The organism is Thalassovita taeanensis, assembly GCF_900110775.1.
Lineage (GTDB): Bacteria > Pseudomonadota > Alphaproteobacteria > Rhodobacterales > Rhodobacteraceae > Litorimicrobium > Litorimicrobium taeanense.
Genome location: NZ_FOEP01000008.1, coordinates 1 through 20,334 on the forward strand (window position 1 = coordinate 1; position 20,334 = coordinate 20,334).

The following is a 20,334-nucleotide window of genomic DNA, read 5'->3' on the forward strand; positions in this document are numbered from 1 at the left end:
AACAATCCGGTCGGTTTCCTCCCCGAGCGCGGTCAACATCAGGATCGGAACGGATCCACTTGCCGAAAGTCGGCGGCACACGGAAAGACCATCTTCCCCCGGCATCATGACATCGAGGACGATGAGGTCGTACTTGCCGTTCGCAAGCTTCGCATCCATGTCGACCGCGTCGCGCGCGGACGTTGCGCGCATCCCGTTCTTTTCCAGGTAGCGCGTCACGGCATCGCGGATTTCGCGGTGGTCATCGACGACAAGAATGTGTGGCGGTTCGTTCATGACCCTTCCTTTAGATGAATGCCGCGTGTTCTTCCCAAGAGATTTGTCACGAATTGTAACAGGCACCGCGATTGTGACCTGCCGATACAAAACGACTGGGTTGTCGGCATTCCGTAGCGAGAGATATCTGCCATATGTTCTGTATCGCAACACTGACACGAGGTGACCTAAATGAAACGCAATACTCTACTCGCTGCAATGACCCTCACTGCAACCGTCCTTGGCGGTGCAGCATTCGCGGAGTCCCACCACGGACATGGCGGAAAATCCGGACCCGGTGCCGCGCAAGGAGGTGCCCCCGGCATGATGGGCATGATGGAGGGCATGGATGGAATGATGGATATGATGCAGCGCATGCATGGCAACATGATGGGCGGCGGCATGATGGGCGGTATGGGCCCGATGGGCGGAGGCATGATGAAGATGCTGGACGCTGATGGCGACGGCAAGGTCACTCCTGAAGAGATGCGCACGCAGCTGCAGGCCAAGCTTGCCGAACATGACAGCGATGGCGACGGCTCCCTCTCGATTGCAGAGTTCGAAACGCTTCACAGCGCGATGATCCGCGAGATGATGGTGGACCGATTCCAGCACCTCGATGCCGACGGTGACGGCGCGGTGACGGCGGAAGAGATGGTGGCGCCTGCCGAAATGATGGAACGGATGCAGATGATGCGGTCGAACATGGCGCAGTCGCAGGGTCAGCCCGGCAATGGCCAGGTCATGGGCGACGGAGACATGATGAACAACAATTGAGAGGTTCGGCGCCAGTTCTGACTGGCGCCGCCTTCCCAAGCGTCGGATCCGCAAGACATCCTGACGCCAACGTCAGACCGCAGCCGGATTTGCCAAATCCAGGCAATGACTAGCAACCACAGAAAAACCGAAAGGGAGAAAATCCAAATGGCCTATACCTATGATCGCGTTTTGAAAGATGTCGCGGTGGACGACGCCGAAATGCTTGTTCGCGACGCATTGGCAGAAAAGGGTTTCGGTGTGCTGACCGAAATCGACGTGAAGGCGACCATGCACGAGAAACTGGGTGTGGAGATGCCGCCCTATCGCATTCTTGGTGCCTGCAATCCGGGCATGGCCCACAAGGCCATCGAAATCGAGCCGCGCATCGGCGCGATGCTGCCCTGCAACGTCATTTTGCGCCAGGTAAACGGAGGCACCGAAATCAGCGCCATTGACCCGGTGGCGTCGATGCAAGCGGTAGAGAACGCCGAGTTGCACTCGGTCGCCGGTCAAGTCCGCGATTTGCTCCGGGCCGCTTTGGACGCGGCCTGAAGTCTCTCTCGATGCCCTTGACCTGACATGAGGCGCAGATGAACCGTAACAATACGCTCACACCAACCGTCAAGACCGCCATCGCGCTGGCATTCGCGGCGGCCTTGCTGGTCCTTGCGTTCGGACCGCTGCCCGACACCCTGACCCGCCTGAACGGCGACAGGATCTCTGCTTGGGTCATGGCTGCAGGTATCTGGGGGCCAATTTTAGTCGTCGGACTGATGACGATAGCGATCGTGGCCACGCCGATCCCAAGTGCACCCATCGCACTGGCTGCAGGCGCGGCCTACGGCCACACCGTCGGAACAGTTTACATCGTTCTCGGTGCCGAATTCGGCGCTCTTGCAGCCTTCGTTCTCGCCCGGTTTTTGGGTCGGGACGTATTGCGGCAATGGTTTGGCGATAAGGTCGATGCTGGCTGGCTTGGCTCTCAGAACGCGCTGACATTCACGGTTTTTATCAGTCGGCTGTTACCGTTCGTTTCGTTCGATATCGTCAGCTATGCAGCGGGGCTCAGCCGACTGCATTTCTGGCGCTTCGGACTGGCCACGTTAGCCGGAATTATTCCTGCCAGTTTCGTACTCGCGCATTTCGGCAACGAAGCCGTCAGCGGAGACACCTCCCGTGCTGCCTGGGCTGCAATCGGACTGGGCGCTCTGACCCTGACCCCGCTCGTCTTCATCGGCGTCAGGGACTGGCAAAGATGTAGATTACGCCATGACTGATCATGACGCACACCATCTTCTGAAACTAGCACCATGGAATGAGCGCCAGGGGAATTTCGGTTTTCGGTTCCAAAGCAAAGAACAGGGACTCCCTCAATGTTGACCGCAGCGATACCATTTCCGGACATCGGAACCGATCTGTTCTCGATCGAAATCGGCAGTTTCACATTCGCGCTGCGCTGGTACGCGCTGGCCTATATCATCGGAATCCTCATCGGATGGCGCATCTGTTTGGCCGCCGTCAACCGCCCGGCACTCTGGCCCCCGGCCGGTCCGCCACTTGATCGCGAGCAGATCGAGAACCTTCTGACATGGATCATACTGGGCGTGATCGTGGGTGGGCGCCTGGGTTTCGTGCTGTTTTATCAGCCCGGCTATTACCTGGCCAACCCGCTGGAAATCCTCAAGGTGTGGCAGGGCGGCATGTCGTTCCACGGCGGTTTTGCGGGTGCAGGGATTGCGGCGCTGATATTCTGTCTTCGTCAGAAAAGATCCCTGCTCAGCACCGCAGACCTGCTTGCGCTGGCAACTCCGCCGGGGCTGTTTCTGGGACGGCTGGCGAATTTCACCAACAACGAGCTTTGGGGGCGGCCTACGGACGTTCCTTGGGCGATAATCTTTCCGGGCGAGGCGGCGCAAGTCTGTGACGGCATCACCGGGCTCTGCGCCCGACACCCTTCGCAGCTATACGAGGCGCTTCTGGAAGGGCTGCTGCTCGGAACACTCCTGCTCTATCTCGCCTGGCGCCGCAGCTGGCTGAAGGCTCCCGGTGCTCTGACCGGGGTTTTCCTTACTGGGTACGGCCTTGCCAGAAGCTTCGTGGAACTGTTCCGGCAGCCGGACATGCAGTTCGTGACCGCCGAGAATCCGATCGGTCACGCGCTTCATTTCGGCGAATGGGGGCTGACGATGGGTCAAGTGCTTTCCGCGCCGATGATCGTGACAGGACTGGCTCTGATTTTTTACTCCTTCAGTCACTTCGGAAGCGCAGCCGACCAGAGGCCAAATACCGTCGTGTGATTAAGTGGAGCCAAGAAAAGGAGGAACTCGAATGAACAGCAATGTGGAAGAACAATACAGTGGAACAGCGACCGAGAACGCACTGGTCGAAGGCCGAAAAGCGTTTCTCGGCTTCCTCGCGAAACGGCTCGGCAACCGCGCGGATTCCGAGGACGTTTTCCAAGAGTTCTGCATTCGGGTGCTGACTCGCAAGGATCAGCTTCGCGACGTGGAACGCATGGATGCATGGCTATACGCGATCCTCCGGTCCACCATGAACGATCATTTTCGCAAAGCCACTCGGCGCAGCCGCTTGGCCGTAGCTGTCGCACGAGACCCACATCAGTTGGTTGCCGATGCGCCGGTGCAGATGGCGCGGCCCTGCACTTGTCCGAGCAGGCTGCTTACCGAGCTTCGTACCGTTGATGCCAAATTGATCCGGCGGATCGATTTCGGTGAAGAGGACCGGAAAATCGTGGCCGCCGATATGGGGTTGAACCGCAATGCCCTTGGCGTTCGGCTGCACAGGGCGCGCGCTGCTCTGCGCGAGGCGATCCAATACCATTGTGGAGCCTGCTGCCTGGAGGATCCCGATGATTGCTACTGCCCAGTCTAGCGCCGAAGCGATCCCCTACTGCGACAAGCAAAGCTAGGCGACGGAATCAGGCGAACAATTCAGGGCATTCACGGGCGCATTTGTTGGTCAAAATGATGTACACCAGATGCAGCGTTGCGAGCCCCGCCAGCAGGCAGAAAAACGAAATGTAGGCAAACTGCAGAAAGGCGATATCGATCACGATCACCGCCACCAGCGTCAGGGCGAAATGGCGCATATGTTTGTAATGCGACAGCGCTGGCGGCAGGGTGATAAGGGTCACATAGATCGTATTGGTCAGCCAGCGTGGCATCATGTAATCAAGCCACATTGATTTTTCATAGGCCAGCGACTGGTTGTTGATCTCGACCACGACCATGCTGCTGTTCAGCCCGTGCGGGATGTAAAGCAAAAGACCGAAGGCCAGTCCGATCAACGCCATGAGGCGGAACAACCGCTTCCGAGGGCTGTCGTCCGGTTCCAGAACGTAGACCGAGTATGGCACCCAGATCGGCCACATGAACCAGGTGAAAAAAATGAACCCCATAGCTCCCCATAAGACCGTCAGGGGATCGTTTCCGTTCATGCCGACCCAGACAAAACCCTCGGTAAGCTGTTGCAGTCCGGCAAAAAGCGGCATCAGGGCAAGCGGAAGATACCGTTTGTTTCGCCGCCACGCCACAATTGAAATGGCCGTGCCGCCGCCAACAAGAAAAACGCTGGCGGCAAAGCTGACTTGCGCGGACAAGCACATGGAATTCTTTCTCCGACAATTTTTTTTGGGACGGCCCAAAGTGCAAACCTAAGGCACAAACTGGGCGTTGAAAAGCAACCGGCTCATTATGGGAGTCCTATCGGCGCCGCTGACCACCCATTGCGATGGGACGGTCGCGGGCGCAGCTCAGTCGCGATTACCTCCCTGAGCACGAGGCCTCTGCGGAGACTTGGCGCGCCCCGTCGGCAAAGTATTCGAATTGCCGAGTTGAGGAATCGCCAGTGGCTTTCATGCAAATCAATGCCTTTCGGATGGAACTGTAAGGTTTGGAGACCGGCAACGTCTATTCACCAAACGGTCGTTCTCGATCGCAAGGAAAGTGAACAGGAGCCAACATGAAATCATTGACCCTTGAGGTCCGCGGGCTGTTCGAGGAACTCGATCATCTCGCGGTCGAACGCCATTTGTCAGCTCTCGGCGGCGTGCACAGCGCCGAAGCGAACCCGGCATCGGCAAGCGTGACAGTCCACTACGATGAGACGGCAGTGGGCGAGGAAGAGCTGCGCAACACGGTTGAGGCCTGCGGATTCCACTGCGCCGGGGAGCGGGTTCCGAACCATGTCTGCCACGCCGACCATCAAATGTCTGGCGCGGAGGCCCCGGCTGGCCACGACGCGATGGCGCACGAGATGGGCCACGGCGGTGGCATGGACATGGCCAGCATGGTCCGCGACATGCGCAATCGCTTCTGGGTGGCGCTGCTGTTCACCATCCCGATCTTCACTTATTCGCCAATGGGTGGCCTGTTCACGCCACCCGCGCCGCCCTTCGGTCTGGAACTGGATCTGTGGCTGTTCTTCTTGGGTAGTGCCGCGATAATCTGGCCGAGCTGGCCGTTCTTCGTCGCCGCCTGGCGCGCCTTGCGCAACGGCATCCTGAACATGGCGGTGCTGGTCGTGCTGTCGGTTGGCACCGGTTATGTGTTCAGTGTCGGGTCTACCTTCTTCTTTCCGGGCGTGCAATTCTACGAGGCGGTGGCGGTGCTGCTGGTGTTCATCCTGTTGGGTCACTGGCTGGAGATGCGCGCGCGGGCCGGGGCGTCTGCTGCAATCCGCGCACTGCTCGATCTTGCACCGCCGATGGCGACCGTTATCCGCGATGGGCAAGACGTCGAGGTGCCTACCTCCGAAGTCCTTGAGGGCGAGATCGTGCTGATCCGGCCCGGCAACAAGATCCCGGTGGATGGCGAGGTTGTCGAAGGCGCGTCGCTGGTCGACGAATCCATGCTGACAGGCGAGTCCATGCCGGTCAACAAGGCCGTCGGCGACACCGTGATCGGCGCCACCATTAACAAGAGCGGCAGTTTCCGGTACCGCGCCACCAAGGTCGGGGCCGACACCGCGCTGGCGCAGATCGTCAAGCTGGTGCAGGAGGCGCAGAACTCCAAGGCACCCGCCCAGCTTCTGGCCGACAAAGCCTCACAATGGCTGGTGCTGATCGCCATCGTGATCGGGCTTGCAACCTTCGCGGTCTGGTTCTGGTGGATCGGCTCTCCACTTTTGTTCGCGCTGACGCTGACGATCACCGTCTTCGTCATCGCCTGCCCGGACGCGCTTGGGCTTGCTACGCCGATGGCGGTGATGGTGGGCACAGGGTTAGGGGCGCAGCACGGTATCCTGTTCAAGAATGCCGGTGCGCTGGAAGACGCGACCAAGCTTGACGTGATCATCTTCGACAAGACCGGCACGTTGACCATGGGCGAACCGCGCGTGGTCGAGGTCGTTGCCGCCGAAGGCGGCGCGGAGGATGGCGCGCTGCGGGCTGCGGCGGCCGTCGATCGCGGCTCGGACCACCCGCTGGCGCTCGCCATTGTCGAACGCGCTGCGGACCTCGACGTCCCGCAGATGGCCGAGTTTCTCAACCTCGAAGGCCGCGGCGCGCGCGCCGAAGTCGCAGGCAAGACCGTGCTGGTAGGCAATCGGCGCCTGATGGACGAGGAGGGTATCGACGTCGGCACCCTGACGGCGGAGGCCGAGCGCCTGAAGGGCGAGGGCCGCACGGTTGTGCATGTGGCGCAGGGCGGACGGATGCTGGGCCTGATCGCCATCGCTGATGCGCCGCGTCCAAGTGCGATGGCCGCCGTGGCCAAGCTGCGCGAACGCGGCGTCGAGGTGGCGATGCTGACCGGCGACAACGAAGGCACGGCGCGCCGCATCGCGGGCGAGCTGGGCATCGACATGGTGCTGGCCGACGTGCTGCCGGGCCAGAAGGCCGAGAAGGTGAAAGAGCTTCAGGCCCAGGGCAAGAAGGTCGGCATGGTCGGCGACGGCGTCAACGACGCACCCGCGCTGACCCAGGCCGATGTCGGATTTGCCATCGGTGCGGGTACGGATGTGGCGATGGAAAGCGCCGATGTCGTGCTGATGAAAAGCGATCCCTACGATGTCGTGGGGGCCATCGAGTTGTCGCGCGCCACCTTGCGCAAGATGCACCAGAACCTGTTCTGGGCCGTGGCTTACAACGTGGTCGCCTTTCCGATGGCGGCAGGGGTGTTCTATCCGTTGATCATCAGCCCCGCCGTGGCAGCACTTGCCATGTCGGGCAGCTCCGCGCTGGTGGCGGTCAACGCGCTGCTGCTGAAACGAACGCGGCTGGAAGGTATTGGTGCGGGCAAGAGTGGGTCCGCCAGCGGCGGCGGTCAGGGCGATGCGCAGGCAGGCCAGGTGCCGCTTCACGCCGGAAACTCGCAGAAATCACATTGAAGAAGGGGGACTTGAGATGTCTGACACATCATCGACCAAGACACCGGACGGGCAGGGCATGGCGGCGCGGTTTCCCACCGCCTATTCCATCCTGTTCGGGCTCATCATTGTTGTCGCGGCGCTGACCTGGATTATTCCTGCGGGCCAATATGACCGCGCCATGAACGAAGAGGTCGGGCGCGAGATCGCCGTGCCGGGTACGTATCAAACGGTCGAGCCCAATCCACAGGGGGTCATCGACGTCATGCTGGCACCGGTGGCGGGGTTTTATGATCCCGACAGCTATGCCGCAAATGCCATCGACGTGGCGCTGTTCGTACTGCTTTTGGGCGGCTTTCTGGGCGTGGTGAATGCCACGAATGCCATCGACACCGGCATCCAGACGGCGATGGTGCGGCTGAAGGGGCGCGAGATCTGGATGATCCCGATCCTGATGTCGCTCTTTGCCCTGGGCGGCACGACCTATGGCATGGCCGAGGAAACGCTGGCCTTTTACGCGCTTCTGATCCCGGTGGTGATCGCGGCGGGCTACGATTCCGTGACCGGCGTGGCGATCATCCTGATCGGTGCCGGGATCGGCACGCTGGGATCGACAATCAACCCCTTCGCCACGGTGATCGCGTCTAACGCGGCAGGCATCCCGTTCACGGATGGTATTGCGCTGCGGCTGGTCCTTCTGTTGGGCGGCCTCGCGATCTGCGTGGCCTACGTCATGCGCTATGCCTCGAAGGTTAAGGCCGACCCGGCCCGGTCCGTCGTCGCTGCGCAACGCGACAGCGACCGGCAGTTTTTTCTGAACGAGACGGATGCAACGTTCGAGGAGCCGAAGCTGAGCGGAACTCAGAAGCTGGTCCTGATCCTGTTTTTTGCGACCTTTGCGGTAATGATTTGGGGTGTCTCGAGCCAGGGATGGTGGATGGCTCGGATGGGCGCGCTGTTCTTCGGCATGGCCATCGTCGTCGGGCTGGTCGCCCGCATGGGGGAGAAGAAGCTAACGTCGTCCTTTGTCGACGGAGCGAAGGATCTTCTGGGAGTTGCGCTGGTGATCGGTCTGGCGCGCGGCATCGTGGTGATCATGGAGCAGGGCCTGATTGCCGACACGATCCTGAATAGTGCCGCCGATACCCTCGGCGGCCTGCCGGAAGTCGCGTTCATCAACCTGATGCTTTGGATCGAGATCGGGATGAGCTTTCTCGTGCCGTCGTCGTCCGGCCTGGCCGTCCTGTCGATGCCGATCCTTGCCCCTTTGGGGGATTTCGCGGGGGTCGGCCGTGACCTCGTGGTGACGGCCTATCAATCGGCGAGCGGGCTCGTGAATCTGATCACGCCCACCTCTGCGGTTGTGATCGGCGGTCTGGCCATCGGGCGCGTGTCGTTCGACCGCTGGGTCGTCTTCGTCTGGCCCCTGCTGCTGATCCTCGTCGTCTTCATCTCGGCCGGGATCAGCCTGGCCGCCATTCTCTGATTAGAAAGAAGGAGGCATTCCAGATGTCTGAACCGAAATTGGGCGTTCATTCCGAAGCCGGCACATTGCGGCAGGTGATCGTATCGCCACCCGGCCTGGCGCATCGCCGTCTGACACCGGACAACCGCGAAGACCTGCTGTTCGACGATGTGTTCTGGGTCAAACAGGCGATCAAGGATCACGCCGTCTTTGCCGATATCATGCGCGGCGAAGGGGTCGAGGTGTTGGATGCGATGGCGCTGCTGGGTGAGACGCTGGACATTTCCGACGCGCGCGCCTGGGTTCTCGACCACCGCATCACCCGAAATGACGTCGGCGTGGGGATGCGGGACGACTTGCGTGCCTGGATGGAGGGTCTGCCCGGCACGGAACTGGCCCGTTTGCTGGTCGGCGGCATCCGGGTGGACGATCTGCCCTTCACGCCCTCCGGCATGTTCGGCAGCTACCTTGGCCCGCACGGTTTCGTGCTGCCGCCGCTGCCAAATTTCATCTTTACCCGCGACAATTCAGCTTGGGTCTATGGCGGCGTGAGCCTGAACCCGATGCATTTCGCGGCACGGCGGCCCGAAACGCTGCTGATGGCAGCAGTCTACCGGTTTTATCCGACATTCGCGGATCGAGTGCGGGTCTGGTTCGGCGATCCGACGCGGGAATTCGGGACTGCTACGGTGGAAGGCGGCGACATCATGCCCATCGGGCACGGTGTCGTCATGGTCGGCATGGGCGAACGATCGACCCCGCAGGCGGTGGGCCAACTGGCCGAGGCGCTGTTCGAGGGTGGCGACGTGACGCGGGTGATCGCCTGCCAGATGCCCAGTTCGCGCGCGGCGATGCATCTGGACACCGTTTTCACCCATTGCGGGGGCGATGTGGTGACCACTTTCAAGGAGGTGGCGGATGCGATCACCTGCTATGACCTGCGCCCTGGTCAGGGCAAGGCCGCGCTCGATATCCGCCGGGATGCGCGCCACATATTCGAGATCACCGCTGAAATTCTGGGCCACAAGAAACTGCATCTAGTGCCCACCGGCGGGGCCGACGCCGCGGAGCAATCGCGCGAACAGTGGAATGATGGCAACAACGTGCTGGCGCTGCGCCCCGGCGTCGTCATCGGCTATGACCGCAACGACGACACCAACGCCGCACTGAAGGAGGCCGGGATCGAGGTGCTGGCCATCCCCGGTGCCGAACTGGGCCGGGGCAGGGGCGGCAGCCACTGCATGAGTTGCCCGACGATCCGCGACGCAATCTGAACCACCGACGATAAGGAAATCCCATGTCCTACAATCTGAGAAACCGCCATTTCCTGGCCCTGCGCGACTTCACGCCGCAGGAAATCAGCTTCTTGCTGAAACTCTCCGCCGACCTGAAGGCGGCGAAATACGCCGGCACCGAAATTCCGCGCCTGACCGGCAAGGAAATCGCCCTGATCTTCGAGAAGGACAGCACCCGCACCCGCGTCGGCTTTGAGGTGGCGGCCCACGATCAGGGCGCGCATGTGACCTATCTTGGCCCCTCGGGGTCGCATCTGGGCAAGAAGGAAACCGTCAAGGACACCGCGCGCGTGCTAGGCCGGGTCTATGACGCGATCGAATATCGCGGATTTGGTCACCCTATCGTCGAGACGCTGGCGCAATACGCTGGCGTGCCCGTCTATAACGGGCTGACGGACGAATTCCACCCGACGCAGATCCTTGCCGACTTCCTGACCATGCAGGAACATTCCGACAAGCCGCTGCGCGAGATCGCCTATTGCTTCATGGGCGATGCGGGCAACAACATGGGTGACAGCCTGCTGATCGGCGGGGCGAAGATGGGCATGGATGTGCGCCTGTGCGCGCCCGAAAGCCTGTGGCCGGGCCAGGCGATCCGCGACGAGGCCGATGACGTCGCCGTGCAGACCGGCGCGCGGATCACGATCACCGAGGATGTGGACGCCGCGGTGAAAGACGTCGATTTCGTCTATACCGATGTCTGGGTGTCGATGGGTGAGCCCAAGGAAAAATGGGCGGAACGGATCGAGCTGCTGACGCCCTATCAGGTGAATTCCGATGTGATGGCCAAAACCGGCAATCCGAGGGCCAAGTTCATGCATTGCCTGCCCGCCTTCCACAATGCCGAGACCGAAGTCGGCGCCGGTATCGAAGAGGAATTCGGCATCACGGCGATGGAAGTCACCGAAGAGGTGTTCGAAAGCCCGGCCTCCATCGTGTTCGATCAGGCCGAGAACCGGCTGCACACGATTAAGGCGGTGCTCGTCGCCACGCTGGGCAACTAGCGGTGCTGGTTGTCGCCGCATTGGGGGGCAATGCATTGTTGCGCCGTGGCGAGCCGCTGACCGCCAAGGCGCAGCGCGAGAACGTCGCCACCGCGGCTGCCTCGCTGGCGCAGATCATCAAGGCCGGACACCGGCTGGTCGTCACCCACGGCAACGGGCCGCAAATCGGCCTGCTTGCATTGCAGGGTGCGGCCTACAAACCCGATGCAGTGTTCCCGCTGGATGTGCTGGGGGCGGAAACCGATGGCATGATCGGTTACATGATCGAGCAGGCGCTTGAAAACGCCCTGGGCCATGACCGCCCGGTCGCGACCCTGCTGACCCAGATCGAGGTCGATCCCAAAGACCCGGCCTTCGCCAAGCCCACCAAGTTCATCGGCCCGGTCTATGACAAGGCGGAAGCCGAACGGCTCGCGCAGGCGCGGGGGTGGAGCATTGCTGCGGATGGCGCGCATTGGCGCCGCGTGGTGCCGTCGCCGATGCCGAGTGGCATTCCCGACCTGAAGGTGCTGGAACTGCTGCTCGAGCAGGACGTGACGCTGATCTGCGCAGGCGGCGGTGGCATTCCGGTCGTCCGGCGTGCCGACGGTTCGCTGATCGGGGTCGAGGCGGTGATCGACAAGGATCACGCGACGGCGCTTCTGGCACACAAGCTGAACGCCGACGCGCTGTTGCTGCTGACTGACGTCGAGGCCGTGTTCCGCGACTTCGGCACCGACGCGCAATCGGCTATAAGGCAGGTGTCGCCGGAGGACGCAGTGCGTCTGGACCTGCCGGACGGGTCGATGGCGCCGAAGGTGGCCGCCGCCGCGACTTTCGTATCCGATCGCGACCGTTTCGCCTGCGTAGGTCGGCTGGAAGATGCGCTGGCCATGCTGGAAGGTCGCGCAGGGACGATGATCGCAAACACATGAAACCAAGGAGGACGATCCATGAAACGTCTGGAAGATAAAGTCGCCCTGATCACCGGCGGTGCGGCAGGCATCGGTCTGGAAACCGCCCGGCTTTTCTTGAGTGAGGGGGCCAAGGTCGCGCTTGTGGACCTCCACGTTGACGACCTGTCGGATGCTGCGGGGGATCTGGGCAATCCGGATGACCTGCTGACAATCGCCGCCGACGTCTCATCGGTCGAAGATTGCAAAAGATACGTCGCGCAGACCGTCGAGAAGTTCGGGCGCATCGACGTGTTCTTCAACAACGCCGGAGTCGAAGGCATGGTCGCTCCGCTGGTCGATCAGAAGATCGAGGATTTCGACCGCGTGATGGCGGTTAATGTGCGCGGCGCTTTCCTTGGGTTGCAGCATGTCTTGCCCGTGATGACTGGGCAGCAATCGGGCAGCGTGATCAACATGTCGTCGATCGCGGGCCTCAAGGGCAGCCCGAACGTCGCGCCCTATATCACGTCGAAACATGCCGTTGTCGGTTTGACGCGCGCCGCCGCGATAGAGGTCGCAGGCCACAACGTGCGTGTCAACTCGGTGCATCCCTCGCCGGTCAACACGCGGATGATGCGGTCGCTGGAGGAAGGGTTCAATCCCGGCCACGGCGACGAAGTGAAGCAACAGCTTGCCGGCACGATTCCGCTGGGTCGCTATGGTGAAAGCATAGAAATCGCCAATCTGGTCCTGTTCCTCGCCTCCGACGAGTCCGCCTTCATCACGGGAGCGCAGTATCCCATCGACGGGGGCATGTCGGCGGGCTGATCGGGTCTCTGCCCGTATGGGTTTGGAACCTGTTGCTAGGGGGCTGTCAGGTCGCCGTAAATGTCCCGACCCCAAGCGCCGCGTTCGTACGCGCAATCGACGCCGATCCGTCTCGCTCGGCTTCCGTCAGGGCACGGATCGCGTCGATGGTTTCGGGGATCACGATGGCCTGGTTGTCGACCATGTAGGCATAGAACAATTCGTCGCCCTCGACCTTGAGCATGTCCTCCCACAGAGCCACCTCATAGAGGCTGTCGTTGGGACGCCCGAAATCGGCCATCATCTCCTTGACCGCGTTAAGTGCGCCCAGCCCGTCCGCCATCCGGATCAACGCGATGCGGGAGGAGGCGCGGAACGCTTCCAGTACCTCGTCTTTGGACGCCTTGCGCGGCATCCTGACCGACCAATAATGCAGATGGGCAAGGGTCTGCGGCACCTTCACGGCCATCGTGATCACGTCGAGATCGGGATCGACGCTTTGTGCATCCGGGCCCTGATGGCTGGGAATATCGGGTTCGGGCACAAGCGTGTTCATGATTCCACCCAGATGGCTTTCCCACGGGTCGGTGGCGCGCCGCAGGAGCGTTCCGCGCGCTGAGCCAAGAAGCCCCGCAACGTTCAGCGCTGTGAGGGTGCGGACGATCGACGTCGTGTTGCAGGACACCACGCGGGTGCTGTCGCGGCCAAGCGCGCTTGCATAGTTCGCTTCGGCAACAAAGGAATGGCCGGTCACCTCGTGTTTTTCGCCGCCATGAACGATGAAGCGGATGCCTCTTTCGCGGTAGGTTTCCACATTGCGCGCGGCTACTTTTTTTGGCGTGCAGTCCACCACGATGTCGGCGGTAGCAAGCATGTCGTTGAGCGCTCCGGCCACGTCCAGGCCGGCCTCTCGCATGGCCAGGGCGCGATCCGGGTCGGCGGCATAAAGCGCGAAACCCTTCGCGCGCGCCATGCGGGCGCGCCAGTCGGAGGTGACGTCCGCCACGCCAACGAGGTCCATGTCCTCTTGTGCGACCACTGCGTCTGCCACACGTTTGCCGATCACGCCGTATCCGTTTACGGCAACTCTGATAGGTTTCATGTCAGTCATCCCGCTCTCGTGAATTCTGTGCCGGTCGAAATATCCCAGGCGGTTTCGCCTGCCTCGACCTTGGCAATATAGTCGCGGGTCAGCGGGACCGCATCACGGCGCTTGGCAAGCTGGATCTGGAAGACCATCAACCGCCCGTTCCGGAACGCCATTTCGCAGACAGCCAGATAGAATTCCCACATACGGCAGAACCGCTCGTCGTAAATCATGCGCGCAGTCTCGCGCTCGGCGGCGAACCGTTCGGACCAGTGTCGCAGCGTCTCGGCGTAATGCAACCGCAGGACCTCAACATCCGTGACCCACATCCCCGCACGCTCTGCTGCCGCGATGGTTTCGGACAGCGTGGGCAGATAGCCCCCGGGGAAGATGTATTTGCGGAGCCAGGGATCGCTCCCGCCTTTGGGCGCCATCCTGCCGATCGCATGAACAAGAGCGACCCCATCGGGCCTGAGAACGCGCTGAAGGGTGGTAAAAAACGCATCGAATCCGCTGCGGCCCACATGCTCGAACATACCTACGGACACGACGCGATCGTATAGCCCATGCTCTTCGCGGTAATCGCGCCGTTCAAAGGCCACCCGATCAAACAGGCCGGTTTGCTGGGCACGTTCGCGGGCAGCGGCAATCTGTTCGGCCGAGAGGCTGAGCCCGGTCACGCGCGCCTCGTGTTGCTGGGCAAGCTCCATCGCCAGCCCGCCCCAGCCCGAGCCGATGTCGAGAACCTCCAGACCAGGTCGCATCAACAGCTTTGCCGCGATGTGCTTTTTCTTAAAGGCCTGGGCCTCGTCCAACGTTTCGGTCCCGGTCGGGAAGTAGGCGCAGGAGTATTGTCGATCCGCATCCAGAAAAAGGTCGTAGAGTTCGGTCGAGATATCGTAGTGATGCGCCACGTTCGCGTGAGACCGGCTGATCGGATTATGATGCAGCCTGCGGCTCAGGAATGCGTCCAGCCAGCGGGTCAATCGTCTGCCAGGCAATGCGTCGATAGTATCTATGTCGGTCATGCAGATCGAGAGGAGGTCGCGCAGGCTGCCAGTTTCAATGCGCAGCGTCCCGTCCATATAAGCCTCGCCAAGTGCAATGCTGGGGTTCACCAGAAGTTGCACAGGCAGCACCTTTTCGGTCAAACGGACGGAAACGGCGGGTTCGCCGCCGGGGCCGAAATGCCACGTCTGGCCGCAGGGATCGTAGATGGTGAGGCGTCCGTTTTGAACGAGGCGTCGCAGCGATTTGGCGAGCAACCACATGGCCGCCCGTCCCGGTGCGAGACGTCCGGTTTCAATCCGGCTACCTTCTTGTTCAAAGCGTTCGTCGGGAGAGGTTTCGCTATTGGACATGATCGCTTGCTCCGTCTTGTTTTTTGTCGGCAGGCGGCGTCAACCGCCGCTTTCTGATAAAACAGACGAAAGATGACAAGGTTCATTACAGCGCAGCGGCCTGCCGACACGGTGCCCGCGGTGCACAGGCGTGCGTAGGCGGAACCCTTGGAAAACGGATCGGCGTGTCCTCGCTGGCGGACAATAGAACGCGATCCGTGAATTGCAGACACGCCGGTGAGAGAGGGCCAGCACATCGGGGCTCAGTCCGTCGTTTTCGCTCCGGCGTCGTCCTTCATCGCTTGAAAACGAGCGCGGGCCTTTTCCGCTGCGTCGCAATCGCAATCGAGAAAGCCATGAACCGGGCAGGTCAGGCACATCTGTTCCAACCTTGTCTTCAACGCCTGCCGACCCCGGTGAAGGCGGACCGTGATGTTGTTCAAGGTGATGCCAAGGTCTTTGGCGACAGCATCGCGCGGCTGCTCCTGAAGATCGACGCGCCAGATTACTTCGGCATATTCCGGTCTGAGCGTCGGCAACAGCTTGTACAGACAATTGCATATCGCCTCGTCGAGTTCTTCGTCGAACCCGTTTTGGACGCTGTCCAGGTCGGTTGGGGCCATGACTACCTCCCTCTGGCGCCTTCGCGAAACCTTGCGACCGTAGTCGGCGATGGACGACGCCAGAATCTGGCCGAGCCAGCCACGAACGGCGCGCACATCGCGAAGTTGCTCGGAGCGGTCAATGGCGCGCAGCATGAACGTTTGCAGGACATCCTCGGCTGCCTCCGGATCTCCCAGTCGCCGACGCAGGAAATTCAGGATATGCTGCCGACCTTCCACCAGCGAGCGACGGACAGCGATGTCCGCATCCTTGGCGGCTGTGTTGGGCTGATCTGCTGTGGATAACCGATCATTCGGGTCGTGATTCATGATACACCTCTGAAAAGTAAGACGCCGAACCATCGAGAACGTTACACTTTTTCGGGTGCTTCGGGTGACCTGATTGTTGGTGGTTTTGCTGTTGGGTATGCACAGGCGCGGTCTTTTGGAACCCGGGCCAACACGCGTATGCCCAGGAATGCGTAAGGTTTCGGCTGCCGCAGCGTCTTCTTACTTCGCCCCTGAGTTGGCACATCGGAAAATTTCTCCAATTCCTGCCACGTCTGACTTGGAAAGGAAATCTCGATGTCGCCGACTGTCATAACCAAAATCGTTTTGGCCATGTTCCTGTGGGCGGCGTGCTTTCCTTTGATCACGGCAGGGCTGCAATACTCGCCGCATCTGACTTTTGCGACAATGCGCGCAGTTCTGGCCGGAGCAACTCTAGTGGGGCTGGCCATGATTTTGCGTAGACCATTCCCGCGCGGTTGGCGCACGTGGTTGACCTTGGGGATCGTCGGGATTGGTGCGACAAGTTTGGGATTTCTGGGCATGTTTCATGCAGCAGAATTCGTGTCTCCGGGCCTCGCCACGGTCATCGCAAACGCGCAGCCGCTGCTGGCCACGATACTGGGTGTTGCATGGCTTGGCGAGAGGCTGCCCAAGGTCGGTAGGGTCGGCCTTTCGATCGGATTCATGGGAATCCTCGTGATCGCGCTGCCGCATTTGCTCGATGGAGGTCAAGAGGGGTCGGCCATCGGTTTCGCCTATATCGTTTTGGCCGCGGTTGGGGTGACCATCAGCAACGTGGCCATCAAGTCCGTCGCCGGCAAAGTGGACGGGCTTTTCGCAATGGGGTTACAGTTGCTCATCGGCAGCGTGCCACTTGGGTTGGCAGCCCTCGCGCTGGAAGATCAAAACGCCATTCAATGGAACGCGGTCTTCACGGCATCGCTTTTGGGGCTGGCCCTGTTCGGCTCAGCGCTGGTGTATTGGCTCTGGTTTTCCGTGCTGGAGGCAGTTGAGCTGAACCGGGCGATTGTGTTCAGCTTTCTTGTTCCAATCTTCGGTCTTTCAATTGGTGCCTTGTTTTTCGGGGAACGCCTGTCCGGGATTCAATTTTCCGGTATTGCGCTGGTCATTTTGGGGATCGTGTTCGTCAATCTTAAGGGAGCACGGCGGTCTCAAGGTCGATAATACAGGACAACCTGTTAACCTGTTTTCTAACGGTCGTTTTGGCTATTGTCTTCGTCGAAAGCCTGTTCGCTTCGATACGAATGTGTGTTGCTTATTCAGAGTGACGCGCGGAGAGGCAAATTGTTCTTAGAATGACTGCGCGCATTGTACGTTAGAGAGACAATGCTCGAATCAGCGCTGTATCGGCGCTGATCGCACCTTCGCAAACCTCTTGGAAAGGGCAGAGACATCATGGCATCGCAAGACAGTGGCAAGCCCGATGTGCCCGACGCTTCGCCGGAGCGCGCCCTGTTGGACGGGCGCGGAGCGTTTATGGGATTTCTGGTCAAACGGCTTGGCAACCGCGCAGATGCAGAGGATGTCCTGCAAGACTTCTGCATCCGCGTGCTGTCACGCAAGGATCAGCTCCGAGAGGTCGAACGAATGGATCCGTGGCTCTACACAATCCTGCGGTCCACTTTGAACGATCACTACCGCAAAGGGACCCGGCGTAGTCGGCTGGCGGCGGCGGCGGCGCGTGAACCAGAGGAATGGATTGCCGATGCGCCCTCACAGATGGCGCGGCTGTGCACCTGCCATGGCGGGCTGATTTCCGAACTGCGCCCGGCGGATGCCGAACTGATCCGGCGCATCGATTTCGGCGAAGAAGATCGCGAAAGCGTGGCAGCCGATCTGCGGCTTAACCGCAACGCACTTGGTGTCCGGCTACACCGGGCACGCACTGCTTTGCGCGAGGCGCTTACAACGCATTGCGGCAAGTGCTGCCAAGAGGACCGGGACGATTGTTACTGTCCGCCGGAGGGCTGCGAGAACGACAAACACGAGACTGATTGCGAAGAAGAGGGACAACTATCCTGATCGCAGCGAAGTCGGGTCTGTAACGATTTCCATGATCCAGCGTCTTCTTCTGTGAGTCTGCCCGAAGGCACAACCGCAGGAGAAATTGAACATGCCACGTATCACGTCGGATTGGAACTCGGGAGTACCCCGTCAACCATCATCCGATGACGATCTTCGCGTCTTTTTTTCCCGGATGACCTGCGCATGTGCCGAGACCTCCGCGTACGCAGATGCCCCGATGGCGCGCGCGTTGTTCAACCGTGTGGAAGTGATGAAACAACCCCGGACACTTGCGGCAATCGCACTGGGCATTGCACCTGGCGATGCGACCTATCTCCTTCCCGGTCTGCGCGAGGATGGGGCGAAGGATTGCGTGCGTCTGCTGGATGCGAAGAGACCGCCCGCAAAGACCAACTATGAGAAGGAAATCAGCGATGAATAAGAGCTTGCGCCTTGCAACTGTGGCGCCGGAGCACCCCCCCGCAGCTGCCTCCGATGACGCGAAGATAGGCACTCACGTTTCCTATGCTCAAGACGCCTTTGAACGCTGGATGCTGTTTCTCGACACGCTGGGTGAACGCGCCGACAACATGATCGCGCATGAGCGGCAGGGCATGCCGCCGCTACTGGATTTCGATTACGAACTGCTGCTGGACGCACGCACCTTTGAGCGGTCGGCCAACTACGCGCTGCTCAGGATCACGCGGGTCGGCGACGATTGCTGGGACGATTGCGTGGACGAGGCCAAGCCGCCCGTGATCGTCATTGATCCGCGCGCCGGGCACGGGCCCGGTATCGGCGGCTTCAAGCGCGACAGCGAGGTCGGCATGGCGATGCACGAGGGCCATCCGGTCTATTTCGTGATCTTCTACCCCGAGCCCATGCCAGGTCAGACGCTGTCGGATGTGCATTATGCCTTGCGCGACTTCGTCTCCGAGGTCGCTCGCCGTCACCCGGACACAGGCCCCGTGCTCTACGGCAATTGCCAGGCCGGTTGGGCGGCCACGCTGCTGGCGGCGGATTGCGACGGTCTGACCGGTCCGATTGTACTGAACGGCTCGCCGCTCAGCTACTGGTCGGGCGAGGCGGCAAGCAGCCCGATGCGGATGATGGGCGCACTGTCGGGCGGGGCATGGGCCGCCCATATGATCTCCGATCTGGGGGACGGGCGGTTCGACGGTGCCTGGCTGGCACAGAATTTTGAGACCTTGCAACCCGAAAAGGCGATCTGGGACAAATACGCGAACCTCTTTGCCCATGCCGACACCGAACGCGAGCGGTTCCTTGAGTTCGAACGCTGGTGGAATGGCTACTACACGCTCAGCCGCGAGGAAATCCTCGGCATCACGCAGAACCTGTTCATCGGCAACCGGCTGGAACAGGGCGAGATGCAGCTGGATGCGCATTGCACCGTCGATCTTAAGCGCATCAGCAATCCGCTGATCATCTTCGCCTCGGACGGTGACAACATCACGCCGCCCGAACAGGCAATGGGGTGGATTGGCAAGCTTTATCCCGATACCGATGCGCTCAAGGCAGCCGGGCAGCGCATCGTCTATATGACGCATCCGCGTGTCGGGCATCTGGGCATCTTCGTCTCCGGCTCCGTCGCGCGGCTCCAGCATCGTGCGATTCTGGAAAGCCTGGACGATGTCGAGGCCCTTTCCCCGGGTCTCTACGAGATGGTGATCGACAACCCGTCGGGTGACCCGGACTGCGAGACCGGCGATTTTGAGGTGCGATTCGAACCGCGCGAGGTCGATGATCTGGGCATTGCATCGGACGATGCGGCCTTGAAACAAGTGGCGCAGATATCGCGGATCAACGAGGCGGTCTATTCGACTTTCGTCAGTCCTTGGATCCGCGCCGCGACGACCCCGGCCAGCGCTGAGGCGCTCCGTGCGCTGCACCCCATGCGCTGGACCAGAACGATGTTCTCCGAACAGGTGAACCCGTGGATGGCCCTGATCAAGTCCACCGCCGAAACGCTGCGCGAGACGCGCTCACCATTGCCGGACGACCACCCCGCGATCGTGGCCGAGCGTGCGCTGTCGGCGCGCACCGGCGAGGGTATAGGCGCATGGCGCAAGGGACGCGATGCCTGGATCACCCATGTCTTTGGCGCGATGTTCGGCAATTTCCCGTTCGCCGCAGCAACCACACAGGCGGAAAAACCGTCGGCCTCATCAAAAAAGGAATGAA

At 60.9% G+C, this 20,334-nt stretch carries 21 protein-coding genes; 15 read left to right on the forward strand and 6 right to left on the reverse strand.

Translation table 11 applies throughout. The features are described from left to right. On the reverse strand, window positions 1-276 hold a 276-nt coding region (locus tag BSF79_RS11795; RefSeq protein WP_139246434.1), incomplete at its 3' end, for a response regulator. A gap of 198 nt (window positions 277-474) precedes the next feature. Here BSF79_RS11795 and BSF79_RS11800 point away from each other — a divergent pair. The 5 genes from BSF79_RS11800 (at window position 475) to BSF79_RS11820 (ending at window position 3,906) form a co-directional block, all read left to right on the forward strand. Then, entirely contained in the window at window positions 475-1,032 is a 558-nt protein-coding gene (locus BSF79_RS11800) for an EF-hand domain-containing protein (RefSeq protein ID WP_245776388.1), read from the forward strand. 147 nt (window positions 1,033-1,179) lie between these two features. Continuing rightward, complete coding sequence (locus tag BSF79_RS11805; protein ID WP_009820183.1) at window positions 1,180-1,566, forward strand: DUF302 domain-containing protein; 387 nt, start codon at window positions 1,180-1,182, stop codon at window positions 1,564-1,566. A gap of 38 nt (window positions 1,567-1,604) precedes the next feature. Beyond that, entirely contained in the window at window positions 1,605-2,291 is a 687-nt protein-coding gene (locus tag BSF79_RS11810) for a TVP38/TMEM64 family protein (protein ID WP_009820182.1), read from the forward strand. 96 nt (window positions 2,292-2,387) lie between these two features. After that, entirely contained in the window at window positions 2,388-3,311 is a 924-nt protein-coding gene (gene lgt / locus BSF79_RS11815; RefSeq protein ID WP_090270106.1) for a prolipoprotein diacylglyceryl transferase, read from the forward strand. A gap of 31 nt (window positions 3,312-3,342) precedes the next feature. Beyond that, complete coding sequence (locus tag BSF79_RS11820; RefSeq protein WP_009820180.1) at window positions 3,343-3,906, forward strand: RNA polymerase sigma factor; 564 nt, start codon at window positions 3,343-3,345, stop codon at window positions 3,904-3,906. A gap of 46 nt (window positions 3,907-3,952) precedes the next feature. Here the strand turns inward: BSF79_RS11820 and BSF79_RS11825 are convergent, their stop codons facing one another. Continuing rightward, window positions 3,953-4,639: a DUF6629 family protein gene (locus BSF79_RS11825; protein WP_009820179.1), complete on the reverse strand. Its 687-nt coding sequence runs from the start codon at window positions 4,637-4,639 to the stop codon at window positions 3,953-3,955. Window positions 4,640-4,995: 356 nt separating this feature from the next. Between BSF79_RS11825 and BSF79_RS11830 the strand changes: the two genes are divergently transcribed. From BSF79_RS11830 to BSF79_RS11855, 6 genes are read left to right on the forward strand one after another with little or no spacing between them, the layout of a single operon-like run. Beyond that, complete coding sequence (locus BSF79_RS11830; RefSeq protein ID WP_009820178.1) at window positions 4,996-7,362, forward strand: heavy metal translocating P-type ATPase; 2,367 nt, start codon at window positions 4,996-4,998, stop codon at window positions 7,360-7,362. Between the two features lie 16 nt (window positions 7,363-7,378). Next, window positions 7,379-8,827 (forward strand): YfcC family protein, encoded by a 1,449-nt coding sequence (locus BSF79_RS11835; RefSeq protein ID WP_009820177.1) that lies wholly within the window; start codon window positions 7,379-7,381, stop codon window positions 8,825-8,827. Between the two features lie 23 nt (window positions 8,828-8,850). Continuing rightward, window positions 8,851-10,080 (forward strand): arginine deiminase, encoded by a 1,230-nt coding sequence (locus BSF79_RS11840; RefSeq protein ID WP_009820176.1) that lies wholly within the window; start codon window positions 8,851-8,853, stop codon window positions 10,078-10,080. Between the two features lie 23 nt (window positions 10,081-10,103). Beyond that, complete coding sequence (argF, locus tag BSF79_RS11845) at window positions 10,104-11,105, forward strand: ornithine carbamoyltransferase (RefSeq protein ID WP_009820175.1); 1,002 nt, start codon at window positions 10,104-10,106, stop codon at window positions 11,103-11,105. A gap of 2 nt (window positions 11,106-11,107) precedes the next feature. Further along, on the forward strand, window positions 11,108-12,019 hold the full coding sequence (gene arcC, locus BSF79_RS11850; protein ID WP_009820174.1) for a carbamate kinase: 912 nt from the start codon (window positions 11,108-11,110) through the stop codon (window positions 12,017-12,019). Between the two features lie 18 nt (window positions 12,020-12,037). Beyond that, window positions 12,038-12,808: an SDR family NAD(P)-dependent oxidoreductase gene (locus BSF79_RS11855; RefSeq protein ID WP_009820173.1), complete on the forward strand. Its 771-nt coding sequence runs from the start codon at window positions 12,038-12,040 to the stop codon at window positions 12,806-12,808. 46 nt (window positions 12,809-12,854) lie between these two features. On the opposite strand, the gene BSF79_RS11860 is transcribed toward BSF79_RS11855, so the two are convergent. The 4 genes from BSF79_RS11860 to BSF79_RS19780 form a co-directional block, all read right to left on the reverse strand. Next, window positions 12,855-13,889, reverse strand: coding sequence for a type II glyceraldehyde-3-phosphate dehydrogenase (locus BSF79_RS11860; protein ID WP_198134965.1), 1,035 nt, complete (start codon window positions 13,887-13,889; stop codon window positions 12,855-12,857). Between the two features lie 5 nt (window positions 13,890-13,894). Beyond that, window positions 13,895-15,235 carry an SAM-dependent methyltransferase gene (locus BSF79_RS11865; RefSeq protein WP_245776389.1) on the reverse strand — a complete coding sequence of 447 codons (1,341 nt, stop codon included), beginning with the start codon at window positions 15,233-15,235 and terminating at the stop codon, window positions 13,895-13,897. A 242-nt stretch (window positions 15,236-15,477) separates the two neighbouring features. Then, a complete protein-coding gene (locus BSF79_RS11870) occupies window positions 15,478-16,146 on the reverse strand; it encodes an RNA polymerase sigma factor (protein WP_008282897.1) in 669 nt (222 codons plus the stop codon). Window positions 16,147-16,187: 41 nt separating this feature from the next. Then, window positions 16,188-16,439 carry a hypothetical protein gene (locus tag BSF79_RS19780; protein WP_175545317.1) on the reverse strand — a complete coding sequence of 84 codons (252 nt, stop codon included), beginning with the start codon at window positions 16,437-16,439 and terminating at the stop codon, window positions 16,188-16,190. On the opposite strand from BSF79_RS19780, the gene BSF79_RS11875 reads away from it, so the two are divergent. From BSF79_RS11875 to BSF79_RS11890, 4 genes are all read left to right on the forward strand, one after another. Continuing rightward, the gene (locus BSF79_RS11875; protein WP_245776390.1) at window positions 16,438-17,292 is read left to right on the forward strand and encodes a DMT family transporter; all 855 of its coding nucleotides are present in this window, start codon (window positions 16,438-16,440) and stop codon (window positions 17,290-17,292) included. The genes BSF79_RS19780 and BSF79_RS11875 overlap by 2 nt on opposite strands. A 231-nt stretch (window positions 17,293-17,523) precedes the next feature. Then, window positions 17,524-18,150: an RNA polymerase sigma factor gene (locus BSF79_RS11880; protein WP_009820168.1), complete on the forward strand. Its 627-nt coding sequence runs from the start codon at window positions 17,524-17,526 to the stop codon at window positions 18,148-18,150. A gap of 91 nt (window positions 18,151-18,241) precedes the next feature. Further along, window positions 18,242-18,574 carry a hypothetical protein gene (locus BSF79_RS11885; RefSeq protein ID WP_040652284.1) on the forward strand — a complete coding sequence of 111 codons (333 nt, stop codon included), beginning with the start codon at window positions 18,242-18,244 and terminating at the stop codon, window positions 18,572-18,574. Beyond that, window positions 18,567-20,333, forward strand: a complete 1,767-nt coding sequence (locus tag BSF79_RS11890; protein WP_090270109.1) for a DUF3141 domain-containing protein — start codon at window positions 18,567-18,569, stop codon at window positions 20,331-20,333. The genes BSF79_RS11885 and BSF79_RS11890 overlap by 8 nt, the downstream gene beginning before the upstream one ends. Window position 20,334 lies beyond the last annotated feature (1 nt).